The 18,850-nt window shown below is 37.5% G+C and carries 17 protein-coding genes; 12 read left to right on the top strand and 5 right to left on the bottom strand.

What is annotated here, in order from left to right; all coding sequences use genetic code 11:
- The first annotated feature begins 958 nt into the window (after positions 1–958).
- On the top strand, positions 959–1,288 hold the full coding sequence (locus ACFIKD_RS05930; protein ID WP_375636395.1) for a TIGR01244 family sulfur transferase: 330 nt from the start codon (positions 959–961) through the stop codon (positions 1,286–1,288).
- 668 nt (positions 1,289–1,956) lie between these two features.
- Here ACFIKD_RS05930 and ACFIKD_RS05925 read toward each other — a convergent pair.
- The 3 genes from ACFIKD_RS05925 to ACFIKD_RS05915 form a co-directional block, all read right to left on the bottom strand.
- Positions 1,957–2,097: a hypothetical protein gene (locus ACFIKD_RS05925; protein ID WP_375636393.1), complete on the bottom strand. Its 141-nt coding sequence runs from the start codon at positions 2,095–2,097 to the stop codon at positions 1,957–1,959.
- A gap of 1,230 nt (positions 2,098–3,327) precedes the next feature.
- Complete coding sequence (locus ACFIKD_RS05920; protein WP_375636391.1) at positions 3,328–4,329, bottom strand: bifunctional riboflavin kinase/FAD synthetase; 1,002 nt, start codon at positions 4,327–4,329, stop codon at positions 3,328–3,330.
- Positions 4,329–5,174 (bottom strand): TIGR01459 family HAD-type hydrolase, encoded by an 846-nt coding sequence (locus ACFIKD_RS05915; protein WP_375636389.1) that lies wholly within the window; start codon positions 5,172–5,174, stop codon positions 4,329–4,331. The genes ACFIKD_RS05920 and ACFIKD_RS05915 overlap by 1 nt, the downstream gene beginning before the upstream one ends.
- Positions 5,175–6,414: 1,240 nt before the next feature.
- Here ACFIKD_RS05915 and ACFIKD_RS05910 point away from each other — a divergent pair.
- Positions 6,415–6,774: a helix-turn-helix domain-containing protein gene (locus ACFIKD_RS05910; RefSeq protein ID WP_375647478.1), complete on the top strand. Its 360-nt coding sequence runs from the start codon at positions 6,415–6,417 to the stop codon at positions 6,772–6,774.
- An 830-nt stretch (positions 6,775–7,604) separates the two neighbouring features.
- Here the strand turns inward: ACFIKD_RS05910 and ACFIKD_RS05905 are convergent.
- The gene (locus tag ACFIKD_RS05905; protein WP_375647477.1) at positions 7,605–7,841 is read right to left on the bottom strand and encodes an EexN family lipoprotein; all 237 of its coding nucleotides are present in this window, start codon (positions 7,839–7,841) and stop codon (positions 7,605–7,607) included.
- Positions 7,842–8,904: 1,063 nt separating this feature from the next.
- Positions 8,905–9,645 carry a hypothetical protein gene (locus tag ACFIKD_RS05900; protein WP_375647475.1) on the bottom strand — a complete coding sequence of 247 codons (741 nt, stop codon included), beginning with the start codon at positions 9,643–9,645 and terminating at the stop codon, positions 8,905–8,907.
- 396 nt (positions 9,646–10,041) lie between these two features.
- Between ACFIKD_RS05900 and ACFIKD_RS05895 the strand changes: the two genes are divergently transcribed.
- The 10 genes from ACFIKD_RS05895 to virB11 all read left to right on the top strand — a co-directional run bounded on the left by ACFIKD_RS05895 (position 10,042) and on the right by virB11 (position 18,786).
- Positions 10,042–10,368, top strand: a complete 327-nt coding sequence (locus tag ACFIKD_RS05895; RefSeq protein WP_375636380.1) for a TrbC/VirB2 family protein — start codon at positions 10,042–10,044, stop codon at positions 10,366–10,368.
- Positions 10,369–10,677, top strand: coding sequence for a type IV secretion system protein VirB3 (locus ACFIKD_RS05890; protein ID WP_273788309.1), 309 nt, complete (start codon positions 10,369–10,371; stop codon positions 10,675–10,677).
- 22 nt (positions 10,678–10,699) lie between these two features.
- On the top strand, positions 10,700–13,054 hold the full coding sequence (locus tag ACFIKD_RS05885; RefSeq protein ID WP_375636421.1) for a VirB4 family type IV secretion/conjugal transfer ATPase: 2,355 nt from the start codon (positions 10,700–10,702) through the stop codon (positions 13,052–13,054).
- Positions 13,051–13,572, top strand: coding sequence for a type IV secretion system protein VirB5 (locus ACFIKD_RS05880; RefSeq protein WP_375636378.1), 522 nt, complete (start codon positions 13,051–13,053; stop codon positions 13,570–13,572). Before ACFIKD_RS05885 ends, ACFIKD_RS05880 begins: the two co-directional genes overlap by 4 nt.
- On the top strand, positions 13,559–14,545 hold the full coding sequence (locus tag ACFIKD_RS05875) for a type IV secretion system protein (protein ID WP_375636376.1): 987 nt from the start codon (positions 13,559–13,561) through the stop codon (positions 14,543–14,545). Before ACFIKD_RS05880 ends, ACFIKD_RS05875 begins: the two co-directional genes overlap by 14 nt.
- 197 nt (positions 14,546–14,742) lie before the next feature.
- The gene (locus ACFIKD_RS05870; RefSeq protein WP_375647474.1) at positions 14,743–15,045 is read left to right on the top strand and encodes a type IV secretion system protein VirB7; all 303 of its coding nucleotides are present in this window, start codon (positions 14,743–14,745) and stop codon (positions 15,043–15,045) included.
- Positions 14,999–15,703 (top strand): virB8 family protein, encoded by a 705-nt coding sequence (locus ACFIKD_RS05865; RefSeq protein WP_273788313.1) that lies wholly within the window; start codon positions 14,999–15,001, stop codon positions 15,701–15,703. The genes ACFIKD_RS05870 and ACFIKD_RS05865 overlap by 47 nt, the downstream gene beginning before the upstream one ends.
- Positions 15,700–16,566, top strand: coding sequence for a P-type conjugative transfer protein VirB9 (gene virB9 / locus ACFIKD_RS05860; protein WP_375636374.1), 867 nt, complete (start codon positions 15,700–15,702; stop codon positions 16,564–16,566). The genes ACFIKD_RS05865 and virB9 overlap by 4 nt, the downstream gene beginning before the upstream one ends.
- Positions 16,559–17,719, top strand: coding sequence for a type IV secretion system protein VirB10 (virB10, locus tag ACFIKD_RS05855; protein WP_375636372.1), 1,161 nt, complete (start codon positions 16,559–16,561; stop codon positions 17,717–17,719). Before virB9 ends, virB10 begins: the two co-directional genes overlap by 8 nt.
- Complete coding sequence (gene virB11, locus ACFIKD_RS05850) at positions 17,716–18,786, top strand: P-type DNA transfer ATPase VirB11 (protein WP_375647473.1); 1,071 nt, start codon at positions 17,716–17,718, stop codon at positions 18,784–18,786. Before virB10 ends, virB11 begins: the two co-directional genes overlap by 4 nt.
- The last annotated feature ends 64 nt before the right edge of the window (positions 18,787–18,850 follow it).

The raw sequence follows: 18,850 nt of genomic DNA, 5'->3' as shown, positions 1-18,850 counted from the left end.
TAATAAAAGAAGCAAGCATCCAATACGTGCAAAATAACCATTTCTCCTATTTTTAGGATAAAACGACAGCCCGCAATTTTGTCTTTATAATATTCTTTTAGCATAAGAAAAAACATTATGAAGATGATGTTTTTGAGAATAACAAAAATAAATTTAAACAAGAGACACGATCTTCTTCCCCCACCCTAAAACGAAGATTCTTACATCCATGTCGATCTGTGAACAATGCTCTGTAAATGATCCAGCTTCTTATCTCGCGCCTGCCATTTGGGCTTCTCCCTTCATGCAGTCCACTTAATGCAACTCTACAAATAAACTCCACTCTGAATATACAACAAACTATAAGAAGCATTCATTGTTTTGCACGTTGAATGAGAGAGCCGAAATCAGGAAGATTCTCTCATTTCATGCCCTCTGATATTAAATCAATCAAAATCATGTCTCTTGTACGTTACAAGCGGGGCTAGCGTGTGGGTAAAAACTGTACAAGAAAGGATTAAAATACTTCTTATGAACTGTCTCAAGAGCCAAGGACTGTAGTAACATTGGGGACTGAAAAATATAACAATGGTACCAGCCTACTTCTTCATAAGCGTAAAGAGGGTAGTGATCAATGAATTTTATACTCTTATACGCTCGACAGGGTAAAATAGGCTTAAGAGAAATAAGAATACCTCTACCAAACGTGTGAACAAGCAACACAATGGAATGTCTATGCTTGGTAAACATAATAGATTATGCATAAAGACCAAACAGCCGTCTTGCATAAGGTCGAATAACGAACATATTGCGGAGTGAGATATTTTGCATCTTACAGCTCATTTTCCCAAAATAGATCTTCTCGACAAAAAGAATATTTTTGTTAAGATGCCATTGAAAAACTTATCTTCATTATGTTCTTTTATATACCAGACTAGGGGGGGGATCGTGAAAATCGTGCAATTGAGAATAAATAAAAATGAATTTACAACAAATTGAACCTGATATTTTTATCAGCGCCCAAATTAGCATAGAAAATATCAAAACATTGGCACAAGCTGGTTTTAAAACAATTATCTGCAACCGCCCCGATCACGAGGAGCTTCATCAACCTGACTTTTCTAGCATTAAAACGGTCGCAAATGAATATGGCATAAAAGCCTATCACATTCCCATTTCTCCTCCAACTATAGAACAGTCAGCTGTTGAAGCTATGCAAACAATTTTAAAAACCGCCTCTCTGCCTCTTCTCGCTTATTGCCATCACGGAGCACGCTCGCTGCATCTTTATCGTTTAGCGCGTCTTTAAACACAGATTTCATACGCTTCCTCCTCGCCTTAAAAGATAAAGACTCTTAAATACACATCGATCTGTAAAAAATAATCTGTCAATAATCTTTGTCTTGCGCTTTCCACTCAGGCTTCCCACTTCATAAGACTCTACACGCAAACTTTGCTGTTAAATATACAACAAACATGCACACCTGAAGCCATAAAAATGCATGAAAATTCATATGATGATCAAGGAAATCTATTTTCACCTCACCTTTTATCACTGCTTCACCTTCTTTGTCTTTCCCTTTACCAGTACGAGCTCATTCGTACACCATAGACACCTAAAACAACAGTAAAGCCACTAAGAAAACCCCATATTCCGTATAAAAGGCATGCAGAATATTTTATAAAAAATCCGTAAGCCATAATCTATGGTTAATTGCAAAATATTGATTTATAACAATTAATTATTTTGCACGTTGAGTGAGAAACCCTAATACCGTAAAATTATCTCATTTTAAGTCTATTTATAGTGAATCAATCAAAAGCGTGTTTCTTGTATGTCACAAGCAGGAAGAGTTCGTATGAAATAAAACGAGTTAAGAAAAATCCCTCTCATAAACATAAACGCTCTCAAATAGCCAAGGCTGTACAACACTGAAGGCTTGTCAATATAACTGATGATACCGGATTGCTCTTTTATTAGACATAAAGATGATAGCGCTCAACGGAGCTTGCAAGATACCATTCATGAGTGCCATCATGAAAATGGATATAGGAAGCGTTGAGAGATATTTCTTTAAAACAGGCGCGTAAATTAGCAACACAAGTATATTCCAGCATTTTATTTTACCTGTAGAACGTGATTATCCTATTCAAAAAACAACAAAGCCTGAAACTGTTATTTTCATGATTTAAGAGATATTGCTCTAGACACTTTTGAAAGTGGCAAAGCCGAATTTAAAAAAGACAGTCATCTGGACTGATTTCCCCCTTTATAACTTCATATTTTTCCCCAATAAGGCTGTAGATTGATTTCAGAGATTATCCAAATGAATATAGGCAATAGGGCTGTCCCCATCTGGTATACAAAAGCTGTAACAGCAGAGAGAGCACTAAAGCGCCTTAATCTTTGTCTCAAACATACTGCTCGCGTTGAGGATTGCTAAAGCAAAAGTTTTATGAGAAAAGCAACAAGACATAATTGGCTTTGCATTTTCATATCCTTACAAGACAGCCTTCCCGTTACATTATAGGCGTTATATTTGTGAAGGACAAAGAAGATATATGGACAGTTCTTTGTTTGAGAATCTGAAAGATTTACGTATTACGACAACCAAATTGTGCCTTTATCAATCAAAAGCATTAAAAATTTTTGAAACAAGTACACCTGCTTTCTCGCAATGATTTCTTTTTATCTGCAATCAATCGCAGTCTCCTTAATGTAGATTTCCTATCACAATATACGAGAGAAACGAGACTTAAAGCATTTTCCATCAGCTTCATTCTCGTTTACGTGATTGGTTAGCACAAAGCCGCTGCTGACCACCGCTCTACTTCACGAGGCTCAACAAACGAACCTTTTTTTTAATATTCATCATATGATACTAAATATCACATGCGTAAGATTTTACATAAACCCAATCCCATCATAAAAGACGATATGTCATAATAAAACAAATTAGAAAAAAGAGACCATAAACTTTTGAAATAAAAGAGTTATCGATTAAATTTTATCAAACTATAAGCTTAAAATCGCAAAAAATTTTAAAAACAGCCTTTCTCTCTCTTCACGTCTATTATTGCCAAATAGGCTGAGGCTTATTCTTTACTGCATCTTTTATGATGGGTTTTAACGGATCAGAAAGAAACAAGCAGTAAACTTTTGAATGACAACAAAAGCCATAAAATGAACTTTGAAAAAGATAATGCCAAAATCAGATATTCAGATATTCGATTCTCCCTCTCAACAACGGAAACAACATATATTCCACGATGTTTTGGAATATATCTTTGTGATTATAATCACTTTAAGTGCTATTTTTACAGCTCTTTTATCTTTTGCAGATAAGTTTAGGGCATATTTTTAAAAGTAAGCAGCCTATCCAACTTTGATAATGGTTGTGCTATCTTTAAAATTTCTTTTGCTTTTTTTTCATCACGGTGCATTTGCGCAATCAAAGGTTCAAGCCCATCAAATTTTTCTTGTCCTCGCAAAAACTGGAAAAAAGAAACGGTACAGCTTTCCCCATAAAGGTCGTCGTTAAAGTCAAACAAATAGGTTTCCAAAAGTGGCGCACCATCTTTAACAACCGTTGGACGACAACCAAAGCTTGCAACACCATCATACAAAACACCGTTCGCACGACGTAAACGCACCGCATAAACACCATGAGCCAAACGAACTTGGGAAGGCAACATTTGATTGGCGGTAGGAAATCCCAAAAGACGTCCAAGTTTATCGCCTTGAATAATATTGGAGCATACCCGATAGTGATACCCTAACAAATGAGCTGCTTTGTCCACTTTTCCTTGTGAGAGAAGCTGCCGAATAAAACTAGAGGAAATAATCAACTGTTGTGAATCTTGAAGACGCGAAACGCAAGGAACTTGCACAACCTCAAATCCATATTTCTCTCCCCTTTGGCAAAGAAGCTGCACATTTCCACTTTTCTGATGACCAAATTGAAAATTTTCCCCTGTCACCACAACTGAAACATCAAAAGCCTGTTTTAAAATCGATTTGATAAATTCATCCGCTGAAAGCGTGGCAAAGTGCGCATCAAAGGGCTGTTCAATCACACCATTAAAGCCAAGGACTTTAAAAATTTCAGCTTTTTCAGCTGCCTCTGTCAAACGATAGACAGGAGCTGAACGTTGAAAAAAACTTCTTGGATGTGGTTCAAAGGTTAAAACAACTGCTGGTTTCTTTTTTATCTGCGCGAAATCAAGCGCTTTTTGCAACACCATCTGATGTCCGCAATGAACACCATCAAAATTTCCAAGTGCCAACACGGCTCCCCGCCAAGCCGAGGGAAACATGTGAGTCCCCTGAAGACGCAAAAAATTAGCCATTACTGAAGTGCCCACATGATTGCTTGTGGTTTATAACCATGACGTTCAAGAAAAGAATGCAAAGCTTGCTTATCCACCACACCATTTTGCGCATAATCATAATGATGAATCCCCCCCATAATATAAAGGGCATCAAGACCAAAATGAGCCGCCCCCTTAATATCCGTCAAAAGACCATCACCAATAGCTAAAACTTGACTTTTTTCCACAATTCCACGAATGTTTTGAAGTTTTTCAAAGGCACACTCATAAATAGGCGCGTGAGGTTTTCCAGCAATGCGTACTTCCCCCCCTAATTGTTGATAAAGACGCGCCAATGCACCAGCGCACCAAAATTCTTTATTTCCATAATGGACAATCACATCAGGATTAGCACAAATAAAAGGTAAATTCCGCGCCCGCATGCGAAGAAACATCTCCTCATAAGCAGAGGGCTCTTCGTCAAAATCTTCAAGAAAACCGCTGCAGACGACAACAGAAGCCTCCCATTCTTCAACAAATTCACACTCTAACCCTTCAAACAGCACCAAATCACGTTGTGAACCAATAAAAAAAACTTTACGCGGAGCTGTCCGAATGAGATCGCGCGTTACATCCCCTGAAGTGATAATGGCATCATAATAGTCACGATGAACATTCATGCTTTGTAATTGAGCAGCAACATCTTCCCGTAGCCGAGGAGAATTGGTCAATAAAATAACATTTTTTCCCATTTGTCGAATTTTATACAATGCTTTCAACGCTGGTTCAAATGCATGTACACCGTTATGCACAACACCCCACACATCACAAAAAACAGCATCATAATGCGTTATAATAGTCTCAATATGGGTAAGTTCATTCATGGTGCACCTATCTTTATTTATCATTTAAAGCTGTCTTTTATTTCAAAACTACTTACCGAAAGATAATACTTGTGTCATCTGCTTTCTCAAACCATATTCCAACTTTGCATCGCTTATAGCAATCATAAGAAATGACAAAATAAATAAGTTATCGTTAAGTTGTGCAAAATTCTAAAACGCTTTATATCAAAAGCTTATCATTCCACAATGCTCATTTTTCTCATAAAAACTTTAATTCTAACAATAACTGCGTTGATACAGTTTTTTATCTAAAACACGCACATTCTTAAAAACGAACAAAAAAACTCCTTAAAAAAACGCTTCCCTAAGTATAGAATTATTAATTTATAATAATAATTTATTATTCATACATAATGAGAAACCAAAATATCTTTTCTCATTTCAAATCTGTTGATATTGAATCAATCAAAACTTTTCGCTTGCACATTATAAGCAGGATGAGCGTATAAATAAAAACACGTGAAGAGAGAAAAATAGCTCTTATGCTCCCTTTCAAAGGTAAAAACTGTCGTAATATTTTAGACTGACAAAGAGTATGTGCCCTCCAAGCATCTTTTTTTCAGTAAAGATAGAAATATAGCTTTTATCCCATTCATCGAAGCTTTTACGTTATACACTTTACGAAACGCCATTTGTGAAATGGGCGCTAACATTGAGAAATATCTTCTCAAAACAAACATGTGAATATACAACAACCAAATCTATTCTGTTTTGATTTTATTTTGCATGAGGGCTCTTTACTCATAAAAGGTTTCCCCTATCATCATGATATCTCAGACGCATCAAAACAAGCCATTTTGGTTATTGGTTAAGCACAGCACCATAGGCAGTGCCTTGAGCTTAAAAACCAAGGTTTACCTTTGTAAAAAGCGAATCTTAAAACATGAGTTTAGTAAGCGGGTTTTAAAAAGTTGAAAGGCAAATAACCTCTCATTTAAAAAAATCTATCCGTCTTAAGAAAAACTATTTTTATTGCCAATCTCCTAAAATTACTTTACTAATTAGAAAATGTATTGGTCGTATACGCAACGACCAATAGGGCCTTGAAAACCCGAAACCCTAGCGTAAAAATAAACCCAGTGTGTGGGTATCCCGGAATTCCGGGAGATTTTGCTATGTCCAGGTGCTCCAAGCACTAAAAGCAAAATGCTGACTAGGGTTCAGTGTTTTCAAGCTCCCGGAATACCAATGCGAGGGCGCTCGCAACCGGAGGGGGCAAATGCAAACTCAAAATCTTAATGTTGATCTTTTTGTAGGCAAAAAAATTCGCTTTAGGCGAAAAATGCTCAAAATGTCTCAAAAAACATTAGGGCATCATTTAGGTGTCACTTTCCAACAAATCCAAAAGTATGAAAAAGGCTTAAATCGCGTGAGCGCAGGACGTTTAAAGGAAATCCCCGATATATTGGATGTCCCTATTGCCTTTTTTTACGCTGATATCATCAAAAAAGAACATACCCCGTACCATTATGATGAAATCGCCTCGAGCAAAGAGGAATATTTGCTTTTAAAAAGTTTTAGAATTCTTACATCTGTCAAACAAAAAGCAATTTTAAAATTAATTTATGATCAAAATTAAAACCTTTAAAAACATAAGTATAGGGTGCTACACGCTCTGTTCTTGGCTTCCTTCCCACACATCAAAGGATGCAAATCCCTCCTCAAACTGGTTGATACCCAATCCAACTTCTCAAAAACAGCTCCCTCTCGGCTTCACATTTCATATGGTTCCTTTCACAAAATTATACAAGAAAGCCCTCTCTTGAATATTCACTACACTCTCTTATCAAAACACCCCATGCATAAAGTTTTTATGCCTTACACCACACCTCAAGCGATATTGATTTATAAAGAGTATTCATTGTTTTGCATGTTAAATGAGAATCCAGAATAGCGTAAGATCCTTTCATTTCAGACCCGCTCCATGTTGAATCAACCAAAATCATGTCTCTTGCAAGTTACAAGCGGAAAGAGCCCTTGTGGATAAAAAACTATTAAGAAAGGATTAAAAATGCCCCTAATGAACCGTCTCAAGTGCCAAGGGCTGTAGCAACACCCACGAGCTGGCAAATATGCGCCGGCTTACTCCTTTATGAAGCGTAAAGATCGTGGTGCTCAATGGATCTACCATTATACCATTCACGGACACCACCGTGAAATGGGATTGGCTGCCTTAAGAGATGTTTCTATAAGACAATGCTATCCAATTTTCTCATGATCATAATCCTCAATCTAACAAAGATGAAACAAACAATAGGATTGCAAATATGATTTTGGAAGCTCATCTGAAAGATGAAAAATGATAAAAAATCTCCGCTATAAAATTTAAAGAAGAAACTATTCGTTGAACCGTAACTTCTTTATTTTAGAATTTTTATATAACACTTTACTGTTGAGTATGCATAACCGTTAAAACGCATGACCACGATCTATAGAATTAAGCTTTGGCGAGAAAAACATTTCAGTATCTGCTTGTAAAACATTTTGACAATTTTTAGATTCCTTAACAGCTTGTCCTGAAAGAAAACACTTCTTTCCCCATTCTTCCCTTAATTTTGCATCTTTCTCAAAATCTTCTACGCTATAGTTTTTTTCACACCCCACAGCGAATAATAGAGCCATGCATAATAAAATATTTTTTTTCATTTTACCCCTCTTTAAATACCTTATCTGTTAACATCATCCCCCAAATGAGTTCTAAATTTTCATACTGTACGAGAATACAGCCTTACTATCACTTGCTTGCTTTCAAAGTGAACACTCTGGGTAAAATAACGCAAGAAGAGCTCACAACAGCCATCGTATGAGTTTGTCATTAAAGCACAATGAGAAAGAAAAAGCCCAAACTGAGTAAAAATGACGAAATCAGAAGGCGCACTAATGTTTTTTTCCAACTGATTTCAAATAGTGACATTGCGATAGGAACCGCGCCCCGCGCCCTATAGAAAGCCTATGAGCATTATAATACTTAAGTATCACGATCAATAGACTACAAAGCCTTTACAAAAAAGTATGAGCTCTTTTTACCTATTTGTATGTTGATTATTGTTTCCCCCATCAAATGCTTAAATAAAAACGTCTTGTGATATATAGAAACAATCAACAATGCAAATCATTTTTACGAAGATTTCTTCGTGTAGCGTCTGTTTGAAATCCATCTTTTCGAAGTCTGAGTTTAGAAGCAGATAATTATGAAAGCTTTTCAAGGAATTAAACAGATTGATCACTTTTAAAGAAGTAAAAAAACGTGATCCAATCTTGAAGACAAAATTCTAATGAAAAAAACTTTTGCTATGAATTCTTTTAAGGCACTGTAAAATATTCTATCCGTTATATCAAATGTTACGCCATTTTGGGATCTATTCATTTTTCACTTTTATCAACTCTGCTCTAGAAATCCATTTCTTGAGCGTTTTTTATCGTCTCATTTTCTCCTTCAAACAAAAATACTCAAAAATGCTTTGCCACTAACAATGACATTTTCCTGCTTTTATAAAACACATAAGTAAAAATAGAGGAGGGATTTTGAGAGCAAACCTCCCTTGAAAAGGGAAGTATTATTCATTTACTTCACAAATACTTCACAAACGGAAATAATCTCACGGTTTATTCAAATTTGCCCTATGGTCTTTTGCCCTATGGTCTGGTGCAATTTTATTGATAAAGTTTCCTTTATACAAATTTAAATAAATATGTTCGTTAAAGCCAATCACGGATTTTCAAAGGGATTGTAAGATCCATTATCTCGCCGCCATTTTAAAGGTTCAGTGAAATCACTTGACCAAAGACCAATCTTGTTGTTGCGTGCTTTTTCTTCCGCATGATGGTACTGGGTTGGAATAGGATCTTTCCCCTCTTTTGAGAGTACCAACATACCTTCTGTAAGACCTGCCTCAGCTAAATCAACCCCTTGAACAAAACATTGCGCATAATAAACACCATTGTGCATCAAAGCCTGTTTACAGGATAAATCCTGCCCAAGTGTTTTGGTGACAAGCCAAGCCGTTGTAACCGCACCACAGGGCCATTCTTGATCATTTAATCGTGCTTTTTGGCGTGGTGCACATGTGTCTACACCATAAAGATGAATATCACGGGTGATATATGAGCGCCAAGATTGTGCAGCAGGCGTCAGCAATTTAAATGTAACCCCACTTGTAACAGAGGCCTTACCATGAAAAACAACAGTATTATTTGCAACATCGTTTGATGAAACACTCTTCTGCAAATCGAGAGTTGGTTCATTTTTTTCTAATTGCTGTTTGGTGATAGATTTAACCAAATTTTCTTCTTCTCGGTTTTCTTCTTCTCGATAAAGATTGAGAATATCTTGTATATCTTGCATCCCAAATGTTTTAAGAATGCTGAAATCTATTTTATCTTTATATTGGCTTAATCCCCACACTATGGAACCCATAATGTAAATAATAACAATCAATTTAAATAGCATTTCTTAACACGCTCACTCAAAAAATTCATTGTTTTTCTATCCTTTCATATTATATATCACCAATGCCCTTGTTTTTAAAGAAAAAATCCAGATATTTTTGTTGCATATTAACTACATTTTGTAAAGAATAATATTCCTTCTTGCATTGTTTTAATATTATTGTCTTTACCAATGCATACAACTTAAAATTGCCATTTTTATGTAACACAATCTCAATTTGAAAAGACTTCTGTCTCTTTAAGAAAAAGAGTTTGAGAGTGAACAGATCCACTATCAAGGCTTTTAAAACAAACAAACGAGAAGAATTAACTGTCATCAAATAACAGCATTTTTCAGTTTTTAGAGGCAATAGAATGTCGACATATGAACAAATATTATTTGTTAAAGAGAGGTAAAATGACAGATAATAGATCCCAGAACATCATTTTTATCGTTATCATGACCATGCTGCTTTTTACAGCATTGCTTGTATCAGATCCTTCTTATGCTGCTCCTGCTGCTGATGGGAGTGGTTTCGCAAAACTTGAAGGTGTTTTAGGCAGCATTGTCACAATGATGACGGGTCCAACGGCAAAGCTTATTGCAATTATATGTGTTGCTGCTGTGGGTATTGGCTGGATGTACGGCTTTATTGATTTACGCAAAGCAGCTTACTGTGTTCTTGGTATTGCTATTGTTTTTGGTGCCCCTACTCTTGTCGGTAAATTAGCGAGCACGGCATAAATGAACGAAGACACTCTTTTCCTTGCCTGTACACGACCGTCCATGTTTGCCGGTGTCACAATGGAAGCGATGGCGCTCAATGTCATGGCGACGTCCGTTCTTTTTATTTTAACGAGTGGTTTTACCGTGATTGGTTTTGGTATTGGGATGCACTTTATTTTGCGTGAAGTGACAAAACATGATCACAACCAATTTCGCGTATTATTTGCTTGGCTCAATACCCGAGGAAAACAAAAAAACCTCAACCGATGGGGAGGAGGTTCTACCTCCCCCTTACGCCTTATCCGCACTTATAAGGAACTAAGCTGAAGGAGCCAAACCGGTGAAACAGATGTCAATAATGAAACGGGAAACTTTGCCTGAAGAATATATTCCCTATATACGCTATATCAACCAACATGTCGTTGCTTTAAATTCGCGCTGTTTAATGGTTGTGATGGCTGTTGAGGGCGTAAATTTTGACACTGCGGATATTGATCAATTAAATTCTTTACACAACCAATTAAACACCCTTTTAAAAAATATTGCAGATGAACGGGTTGCTTTATATTCTCACATCATCCGCCGCCGTGAAACGATCTACCCAGAAGGTCATTTTCTTTCATCTTTTGCAACAACATTAGATGAAAAATATAAAAAGAAAATGGTTTCGCAAGAACTATATAGAAATGATCTGTTTATTTCACTGCTTTGGAATCCCGCAGTAGATAAAACAGAACAACTGGTTTCATTTTTTCAGCGCTTAAGTAAAGCGAAGAAAACACAATCTGAACCCGATGAGGAAGCTGTTCGTAAACTCGAAGAGTTAAGTCAAGACCTTATGCAAGGTTTAGAAGAGTATGAAGTCCGTCTGCTATCAATCTATGAACATGAAGGTATTTTATTTTCTGAACAAAGTGAATTTCTCCACCAGCTGGTGGGGGGAAGACGTGAGCGTATTCCTCTCACATTTGGAACTATTGCTTCAACGATTTACTCGGATCGTGTTATTTTTGGGAAAGAAATTATCGAAATTCGCCATGAAAGTAATGAACGCTTTGCTGGCATGTTTGGATGGAAAGAATACCCTTCTAAAACACGCCCTGGTATGACTGATGGTTTGCTTACGGTACCATTTGAATTCATTTTAACACAATCCTTTGTCTTTAAAAGTAAGGCGGCCGCCAGTGCGATTATGAGCCGCAAGCAAAATCAAATGATCAATGCAGCTGACCGTGCTAGTTCACAAATTGATGCACTCGATGAAGCGCTAGATGATTTAGAATCAAACCGTTTTGTTTTGGGCGAGCATCACATTTCTTTAGCTGTTTTTGCTGATCATCCCAAAATATTGACTGAAAACTTATCAAAAGCACGAGCCCATTTAACCAATGGGGGAGCCGTAATTGCCAGAGAAGATTTAGGATTGGAAGCAGCATGGTGGGCACAGCTTCCTGGAAACTTTAGCTATCGTGCGCGTTCAGGCGCTATTACCAGCAGAAATTTTGCCGCTTTATCGCCCTTCCATTCTTTCCCTGTTGGCAAACTAAACGATAATGTTTGGGGAGCTGCTGTCGCATTGCTAAAAACACAGGCAGGTTCACCTTACTATTTTAATTTTCATTATGGCGATCTTGGAAATACGTTTGTTTGTGGTCCATCGGGATCTGGTAAAACAGTGATTGTTAATTTTCTTCTTGCACAATTACAAAAACACAATCCAACAATGGTTTTTTTTGACAAAGATCAAGGAGCAGAGATTTTTGTACGAGCTGGAGGAGGAAAATATAAACCTCTAAAAAATGGGCAGCCCACAGGGATTTCTCCCTTAAAGGGCATGGAATACACTGAAAAAAATAAAATCTTTCTTCGTAATTGGATCTTAAAGCTGGTAAGCGCTGAAGGGCAAATCGTAACAGAAGAAGAGCGACAAGATATCGCCAAAGCCATCGATTCTTTAGAAAACTTACCCCCAACACAACGCTCTCTTGGTGCACTTCAACTGTTTTTTGACAACACATCAAAAGAAGGTATCGCCATACGACTACAACGCTGGATTAGAGGCAATGATTTAGGGTGGGTTTTTGATAATGATCAAGATGATCTCAATTTAAATGCACAGTTCATTGGATATGACATGACCGATTTCTTAGACAATGAAGAAATTCGGCGCCCCTTAATGATGTATCTCTTTCACCGCATTCTTGATTTGATTGATGGGCGGCGCATCATTATTGTCGTTGATGAATTCTGGAAAGCTTTGGAAGATGATTCATTCAAAGCTTTTGCGCAAGATCGGCTAAAAACAATCCGTAAACAAAATGGCATGATGCTCTTTGCAACACAAAGCCCTAAAGATGCTTTGAACTCAACAATCGCGCACACAATTATTGAGCAGTGCCCCACCCAAATATTTTTTCCAAATCAAAAAGCAAATTACAATGATTATGTCGAAGCTTTCAAACTTACTGAGCGTGAATTTGAACTGATACAGTCAGAATTAAGCAGAGAATCCCGCCGTTTTCTCGTCAAACAAGGACAAAGTTCCGTCGTTGCAGAACTTAACTTACGTGGAATGAATGATGAGATCGCCGTTTTAAGCGGCACAACAAAAAACATTGAACTCATGAATGAAATTATCAACGAATATGGAGCAGACCCTGACAAATGGCTGCCCATATTTTATCAAAGGAGAAAAAATCAATGAAAAAATATGGCTTAGTTACACTGTTATCTTTTTCTTTTATTTCTCATGCAATATCACAAACGACACCCGATGCGGATGAATATTATAAACAAGCACTCGAGAATACACAAAAATTAGATGCTGCAAAATCAGAAACAGCTGAAAGCATATATAAAACTGCAACTGAAACTGCAAAAAAAATTAAAGCAATAAGTCATCAACTTGAACAACTTAAGTCACAAACAGATACAACAGCAACAGAAGCTGTAAAAAAACCTAGCCTTGAAGAGTTGCAGAAGCTTCAAGCTCTTCAACAAGAGCTTCAAGTAAAACTTTCTCTTCTTCAAGCCGATCTTCAAGTGGCTTCTTTAAAACTTCAGTCTCTTGATATGATTCAAGCAAGAGATACGAAAACAAAAGACGAAATGCGTGAAGAAATGGAACAACAAAAGCATAAATACCTTGAGGCACAATTAAAAGAAAAAGAAAAACAATTAAAAGAAAAACTTGGAAGTACGAATACAAATGTCAGACTTTAGTTTTTCTCCATTTGAAAGCGTTTCTGGGTATATTTTAACCCCTCTCGATAATGTGATGGACACAACGGTGAGAGGGTTATCTTCTGCTATTTCAGCACCCTTAAATCTCGCCGCAATCATTTTTATCTTTCTTTATGGCTATAATGTTATGACAGGTCGCGTTGCGCTTTCCATGCATAGTCTTCTCAATAATGTTGTTAAAATCGTTGTTGTGACAACAATGGCAACGAATGCGGATACATTTAATACTTATGTCAAGGATATTTTCTTCAATGATTTATCCAACGCTATTGGGAATGCACTTAACAGCAATCCTGCAAGCTCCAATGTTTTTGATTATATTTTGTTAAAGGCAAATGCTCGCTATCAAGAAGTTTTATACAATGCTTGGTTTTTTGAAAAGATCATTGTGGGGCTTCTTGGTTCTATCATGCTTTTAGCCGTTATTCTTTTTTGTATAGGTGGTTTTATTGTGCAAATGTTTGCACAAGTTGCTCTCGTAATGATTATAGGTCTTGGGCCTCTATTCATTAGTTTGTATTTGTTCAACGCAACGCGAAAATACACCGATGCATGGATTACAACTTTGATCAATTTTACCATTTTACAGGTTCTCGTGATCATGCTTGGAACAATTATATGTCAAGTTATTCTACAGGTTCTCAAAGTTTCATATGAATCAATCTATGTTCTTTTCCCCCCTGTCCTCGTCATTTCGATCATAGGGGTTATTATCTTCCGTGCGCTTCCCGGTATTGCAACAGCGCTGGCCTCTGGTGGACCATACTTTAACACTGGTGTCTCTTCAGGGGGACAGGTTTTCACAATGCTTGCCAATGGTGCAAGAACGAGTGCTAATACAGTAAAAAATGCTGCTTTACAAATCTCAGGTGCTGCCGGTAACGCTACTAAAGGTGTGGCAAGCGCGGCAGCAAAAGCAGGAAGATCTGGAGGTGGTCGTGGTCGGTTTTAAGATAAAGCACCTCTTTAAAAGAATAAGCATTTTTGTTTTTGCCTTGCGTGCGCCCTTTGGCGCACGCGCCATGATCCTGTTTCAGGTAAGATCTAACATCTTAGATCTTACAACAAAACCAATCACATAGACTTTTAAAAGTGTCCAGAATAAAGGCTCTCATGCATTGTATTCCAAGATATTTGTGAGTTCAAAAAATGAAACGAAAAATAACTTTTGTTATGGTCCTAACAATCGCTCTTACTGGTTGTGCCTCTTTGAGTGGCCCCAAAAAACCACCACGCTGTAATGGCAAACATACCCGTGCTTTAAATAAAGATAAGTGGAATTGGGACAATCAAAACGTTGTCCACCCAGAAAAGAGCGTAAGGACTGTTACCACTCCCATCATTCTCAATACTTTAGAAAGTGAAAAAGCAACAACCAATTCAGCTTTATTAAAGCCGGTTATTCATGAAGCACGATCTGATAAAACTGTGGAGGTTACGCGTGAAAAGTGATGCCCTTGAAGAATATATAAAAGAAGCGCGCTCATTTGACATTGATCGCATGCATAGCATGCGCGTGCGAATGAAAATTTCCATGGCTTTAACAGTGCTTTTTGGATTGATGACGATTGCGCTGGCTTTAGCTGTCGCAGCTTTGACGCCTTTAAAAACGGTAGAGCCTTTTGTTATCCGCGTCGATAACTCAACAGGCATTATTGATACTGTAAGCGCCCTCAAAGAATCCCCTAACGACTATGATGAAGCGATAACGCGTTATTTTGCCAGCCAATATGTTCGTGCCCGTGAAGGTTTTCAAGCATCAGAAGCAGAAAACAATTTTCGCTTAGTTTCTCTTTTATCTTCTCCAAAAGAACAAAACCGTTTTGCAAAATGGTACGCGGGCAATAATCCAGAAAGTCCGCAAAATATTTATCATAACATGATTGCTACCGTCACAATCAAATCAATCTCTTTTATAAGCAAAGATCTTATCCAAGTTCGTTACTATAAAACGGTCAGAGACTTTAATGAAAAAGAAAATATTTCCCATTGGATTTCAATATTAAATTTTTCCTACGTGAACGCACACATTTCAACGTCTGATCGTCTCATCAACCCTCTTGGTTTTCAAGTATCGGAATATAGATCTGATCCAGAGGTGATAAAATGATCAGACTTTTACAAACAACCTTTTTAATTTTTACGATCACTCTCAACTTTCACACTGTCCTCTCACTTGCAGAAACAGCGCCTGTCAGTGCACGTAAAGATAACCGCATCAGATTTGTCAATTATGACCCCTACAACGTCGTACAAATCATTGGCTCCATTCGCTCTTCAGTTCAGCTGGAATTTGCCGATGATGAAGAAGTAACCTATGTAGGAATTGGAAATTCCGTTGCTTGGCAAGTTGCACCGGCTGGTCACTTTGTTTTTCTCAAACCACGTGAAATCCAACCTGTGACCAATTTACAAATTGTCACAAGCCGTCAAGATGGAACACAACGATCTTATCAATTCGAGCTGCAAATCCGTGAAGGCGATGTTTCAGCTGGCAATGAGACATATTTCTTGGTAAAGTTTCGTTATCCAGAAGATGAAGCCTTGCGTAAGAAATTAGCCGAAGCAGAAAAAGCAAAACAACGTGAAGAAAACTTTGTCAATGATGTTTTAAATATCCATGAAGATTTTGGACCACGCAATTGGGCTTATGAAGCCCAAGGTTCATCCCTCATTGAACCTGCTTCTGTCTATGATAATGGAAAAACAACAACCTTTACCTTTTTAGGCAACATTGAAATCCCTGCCATTTACATTGTATCGCCTGATGGGCAAGAAGCGCTTATTCCCAAATCAATTAAAGGCAACAAGGTTATTGTTCATGCAACAGCTGCACAATTCACGCTACGGCGTGGGAATGAAGTATTGTGCATCTTTAATAAAAGGTTCGTACCAGAAGGAATTAACCCTGAAACAGGTACGACATCACCATCTGTACAACGTAAAGTGAACCTAGGAAGCAGCCATGAATAACACCGTGGATGAAAAAAGCATTAATGATCGCGATACAATAAAAAATGCTCAAGGAAAAAGTCAACAGAACAATGCAGGAAAAGCTATTGCTCTTATTATTCTTTTCAGTGTCTGTCTTTATTTAGCCTATTCAACACTTGTTACAGAAAAAAAACAACCAATTGAATCTTCAAAAGAAGGAAAAGTTATAAAACAAACAGAGCTTTTTCGCCCTGCAAAGCCTACCCCTTCCCCCCTTGAACAGCCTCAACGAAATAACGCTCTATTGCCAAAAGTCGAGCTACCAACACCAAACATCAATCAATTAAATTCTGATGACTCACTGTTGGAAGCAGCACAACGTGCTCCTGTATTAGCTTATGCAAATACACAACAAGGCAAAATAGATTCACAAACAAATAATGGTGTTTTGCCTCACCAACTTGAAAGTAAACCTGATGAAACGACACAACGTTTTAATCATCTTCTCAAACCCACAGTGCTTGAAGGTATTCGTGCTTCAACCCTTGGCAATCGAAACTACATCATCGCGATGGGAACTTCTATCCCTTGTATTTTAGAAACAGCCATCAACAGTGATCAACAAGGTTTTGCCAGCTGTATCGTTTCCAGAGATATCTTATCAGACAATGGTCGTGTTGTCCTTCTCGATAAAGGTACCCAAATTGTTGGTGAATATCGCGCCGGATTGAAAAAAGGCCAAACACGTCTCTTTGTGCTATGGAATAGAGCAAAAACCCCTAATGGTATCATTATATCCTTAGCTTCACCTGCAACAGACAGTTTAGGGCGTTCTGGTATAGATGGAGATATTGATAACCATTGGTTAGAGAGGATTGGATCTGCGCTTCTTGTTTCCCTGATAAAAGATGTGACAAACTATGCCAATAAACGTTTAGCAAAAAAACAAGAAAAAGAAGAAACTGAAACAATCTCTTCAGGACAAAATATTGCAAATATTGTCGTCGAAAATTATGCCAATATTCCTCCAACATTATCCAAAAACCAAGGAGAAATGGTGAATATCTTTGTTGCCCGCGATTTGGATTTTTCCAGCGTCTATAAATTGAAAGTCATCGAAAATAAAAAACAGATTACCAATCGAGCTGTTTCAAGAAACTTTTACAAAAATTCTGTGATACCTTTAAAATGAACTCAAACTTACATACCATGAGCGATGAAACCATCGCGATTGTTCTCACAAAACTTGAACCCATCCGTGCTTTTTTGAAAGATGAAAGCCTTTTTGAAATTGTTATCAATCGTCCCTACCAAGTAATGACGGAAGGTATTGATGGATGGAAAACTATAGAAGCACCGGCTCTCTCTTTTAATGAGCTTATGGGGATTGCAAAAGTTGTCGCGTCCTATTCCAAGCAAAACATATCAGACAAGAATCCAATATTATCGGCTACTCTGCCAGGTAATGAGCGCATTCAAGTTGTTATTCCGCCGGCTGTCGAAAAAAACACGATTAGTATGACAATTCGCAAACCATCATCGCAAAGTTTTTCTCTCGAAGAGCTCGCGAATAACGGTCTGTTTTCGCTCTGTGAACAGATATCTTTCACGCCATTGAATGATTATCTTTCTCGTTTTAACGAACTCAAAATCATCGAGCATAACTTAGCTCATGCCTACTGCAATAAAGACTTTGTCTCCTTTTTAAATCAAGCTGTAAAATGCCAGAAAAATATTTTAATTGCAGGAAAAACTGGTTCGGGTAAAACAACATTATCAAAAGCATTAATCGCCAAAATTCCTCAAGAAGAGCGTATTATCACCATTGAAGATACACAAGAATTGGTGATACCGCACCCTAATCATGTCTCGATGTTCTATTCAAAAGATGGACAAGGCTTAGCCTCTGTTGGACCCAAAGAATTGCTTGAATCATCTTTACGGATGCGTCCTGATCGTATTCTTTTGCAAGAACTTAGAGATGGTACAGCCTTTTATTATATCCGCAATGTCAATTCAGGTCATCCAGGTTCCATTACAACTGTTCATGCCTCAACAGCCCTTGCTGCCTTTGAGCAAATGACCCTTTTGGTCAAAGAAAGTGACGGAGGAGGTGATTTAGAGCGTGATGATATTCGAGGACTGTTGATTTCAATGATTGATATCATCATCCAATGCAAACGGGTTGAAGGAAAATTTAAGGTCACAGAAATTTATTACGATCCCTTCAAACAACGAAATATCTTTGGAGGAGACTAAAAGAAGATCACATCGGCTGCTAAAGGCTCTTTTAAAGCAACGATTGCACATAAAAGGAAAAATA

This window comes from Bartonella sp. CR84HXZ (assembly GCF_042194535.1).
In the GTDB taxonomy this organism is placed as follows: Bacteria; Pseudomonadota; Alphaproteobacteria; order Rhizobiales; family Rhizobiaceae; genus Bartonella; species Bartonella grahamii.
The sequence above is the reverse complement of the archived record's forward strand: the minus strand, read 5'-3'. Positions and strand labels throughout refer to the sequence as shown.

Excerpts from the sequence above, each read along its gene's own strand:
- ACFIKD_RS05915 (WP_375636389.1), bottom strand. The coding sequence starts at position 5,174 with ATGAATGAACTTACCCATATTGAGACTATTATAACGCATTATGATGCT.
- ACFIKD_RS05910 (WP_375647478.1), top strand. The coding sequence starts at position 6,415 with ATGCAAACTCAAAATCTTAATGTTGATCTTTTTGTAGGCAAAAAAATT.
- virB10 (WP_375636372.1), top strand. The coding sequence starts at position 16,559 with ATGAATAACACCGTGGATGAAAAAAGCATTAATGATCGCGATACAATA.
- ACFIKD_RS05900 (WP_375647475.1), bottom strand. The coding sequence starts at position 9,645 with ATGCTATTTAAATTGATTGTTATTATTTACATTATGGGTTCCATAGTG.
- ACFIKD_RS05865 (WP_273788313.1), top strand. The coding sequence starts at position 14,999 with ATGAAGCACGATCTGATAAAACTGTGGAGGTTACGCGTGAAAAGTGAT.
- ACFIKD_RS05920 (WP_375636391.1), bottom strand. The coding sequence starts at position 4,329 with ATGGCTAATTTTTTGCGTCTTCAGGGGACTCACATGTTTCCCTCGGCT.
- virB11 (WP_375647473.1), top strand. The coding sequence starts at position 17,716 with ATGAACTCAAACTTACATACCATGAGCGATGAAACCATCGCGATTGTT.
- ACFIKD_RS05880 (WP_375636378.1), top strand. The coding sequence starts at position 13,051 with ATGAAAAAATATGGCTTAGTTACACTGTTATCTTTTTCTTTTATTTCT.
- ACFIKD_RS05885 (WP_375636421.1), top strand. The coding sequence starts at position 10,700 with ATGTCAATAATGAAACGGGAAACTTTGCCTGAAGAATATATTCCCTAT.
- ACFIKD_RS05875 (WP_375636376.1), top strand. The coding sequence starts at position 13,559 with ATGTCAGACTTTAGTTTTTCTCCATTTGAAAGCGTTTCTGGGTATATT.
- virB9 (WP_375636374.1), top strand. The coding sequence starts at position 15,700 with ATGATCAGACTTTTACAAACAACCTTTTTAATTTTTACGATCACTCTC.
- ACFIKD_RS05895 (WP_375636380.1), top strand. The coding sequence starts at position 10,042 with ATGACAGATAATAGATCCCAGAACATCATTTTTATCGTTATCATGACC.
- ACFIKD_RS05905 (WP_375647477.1), bottom strand. The coding sequence starts at position 7,841 with ATGAAAAAAAATATTTTATTATGCATGGCTCTATTATTCGCTGTGGGG.
- ACFIKD_RS05930 (WP_375636395.1), top strand. The coding sequence starts at position 959 with ATGAATTTACAACAAATTGAACCTGATATTTTTATCAGCGCCCAAATT.
- ACFIKD_RS05925 (WP_375636393.1), bottom strand. The coding sequence starts at position 2,097 with ATGCTGGAATATACTTGTGTTGCTAATTTACGCGCCTGTTTTAAAGAA.
- ACFIKD_RS05890 (WP_273788309.1), top strand. The coding sequence starts at position 10,369 with ATGAACGAAGACACTCTTTTCCTTGCCTGTACACGACCGTCCATGTTT.
- ACFIKD_RS05870 (WP_375647474.1), top strand. The coding sequence starts at position 14,743 with ATGAAACGAAAAATAACTTTTGTTATGGTCCTAACAATCGCTCTTACT.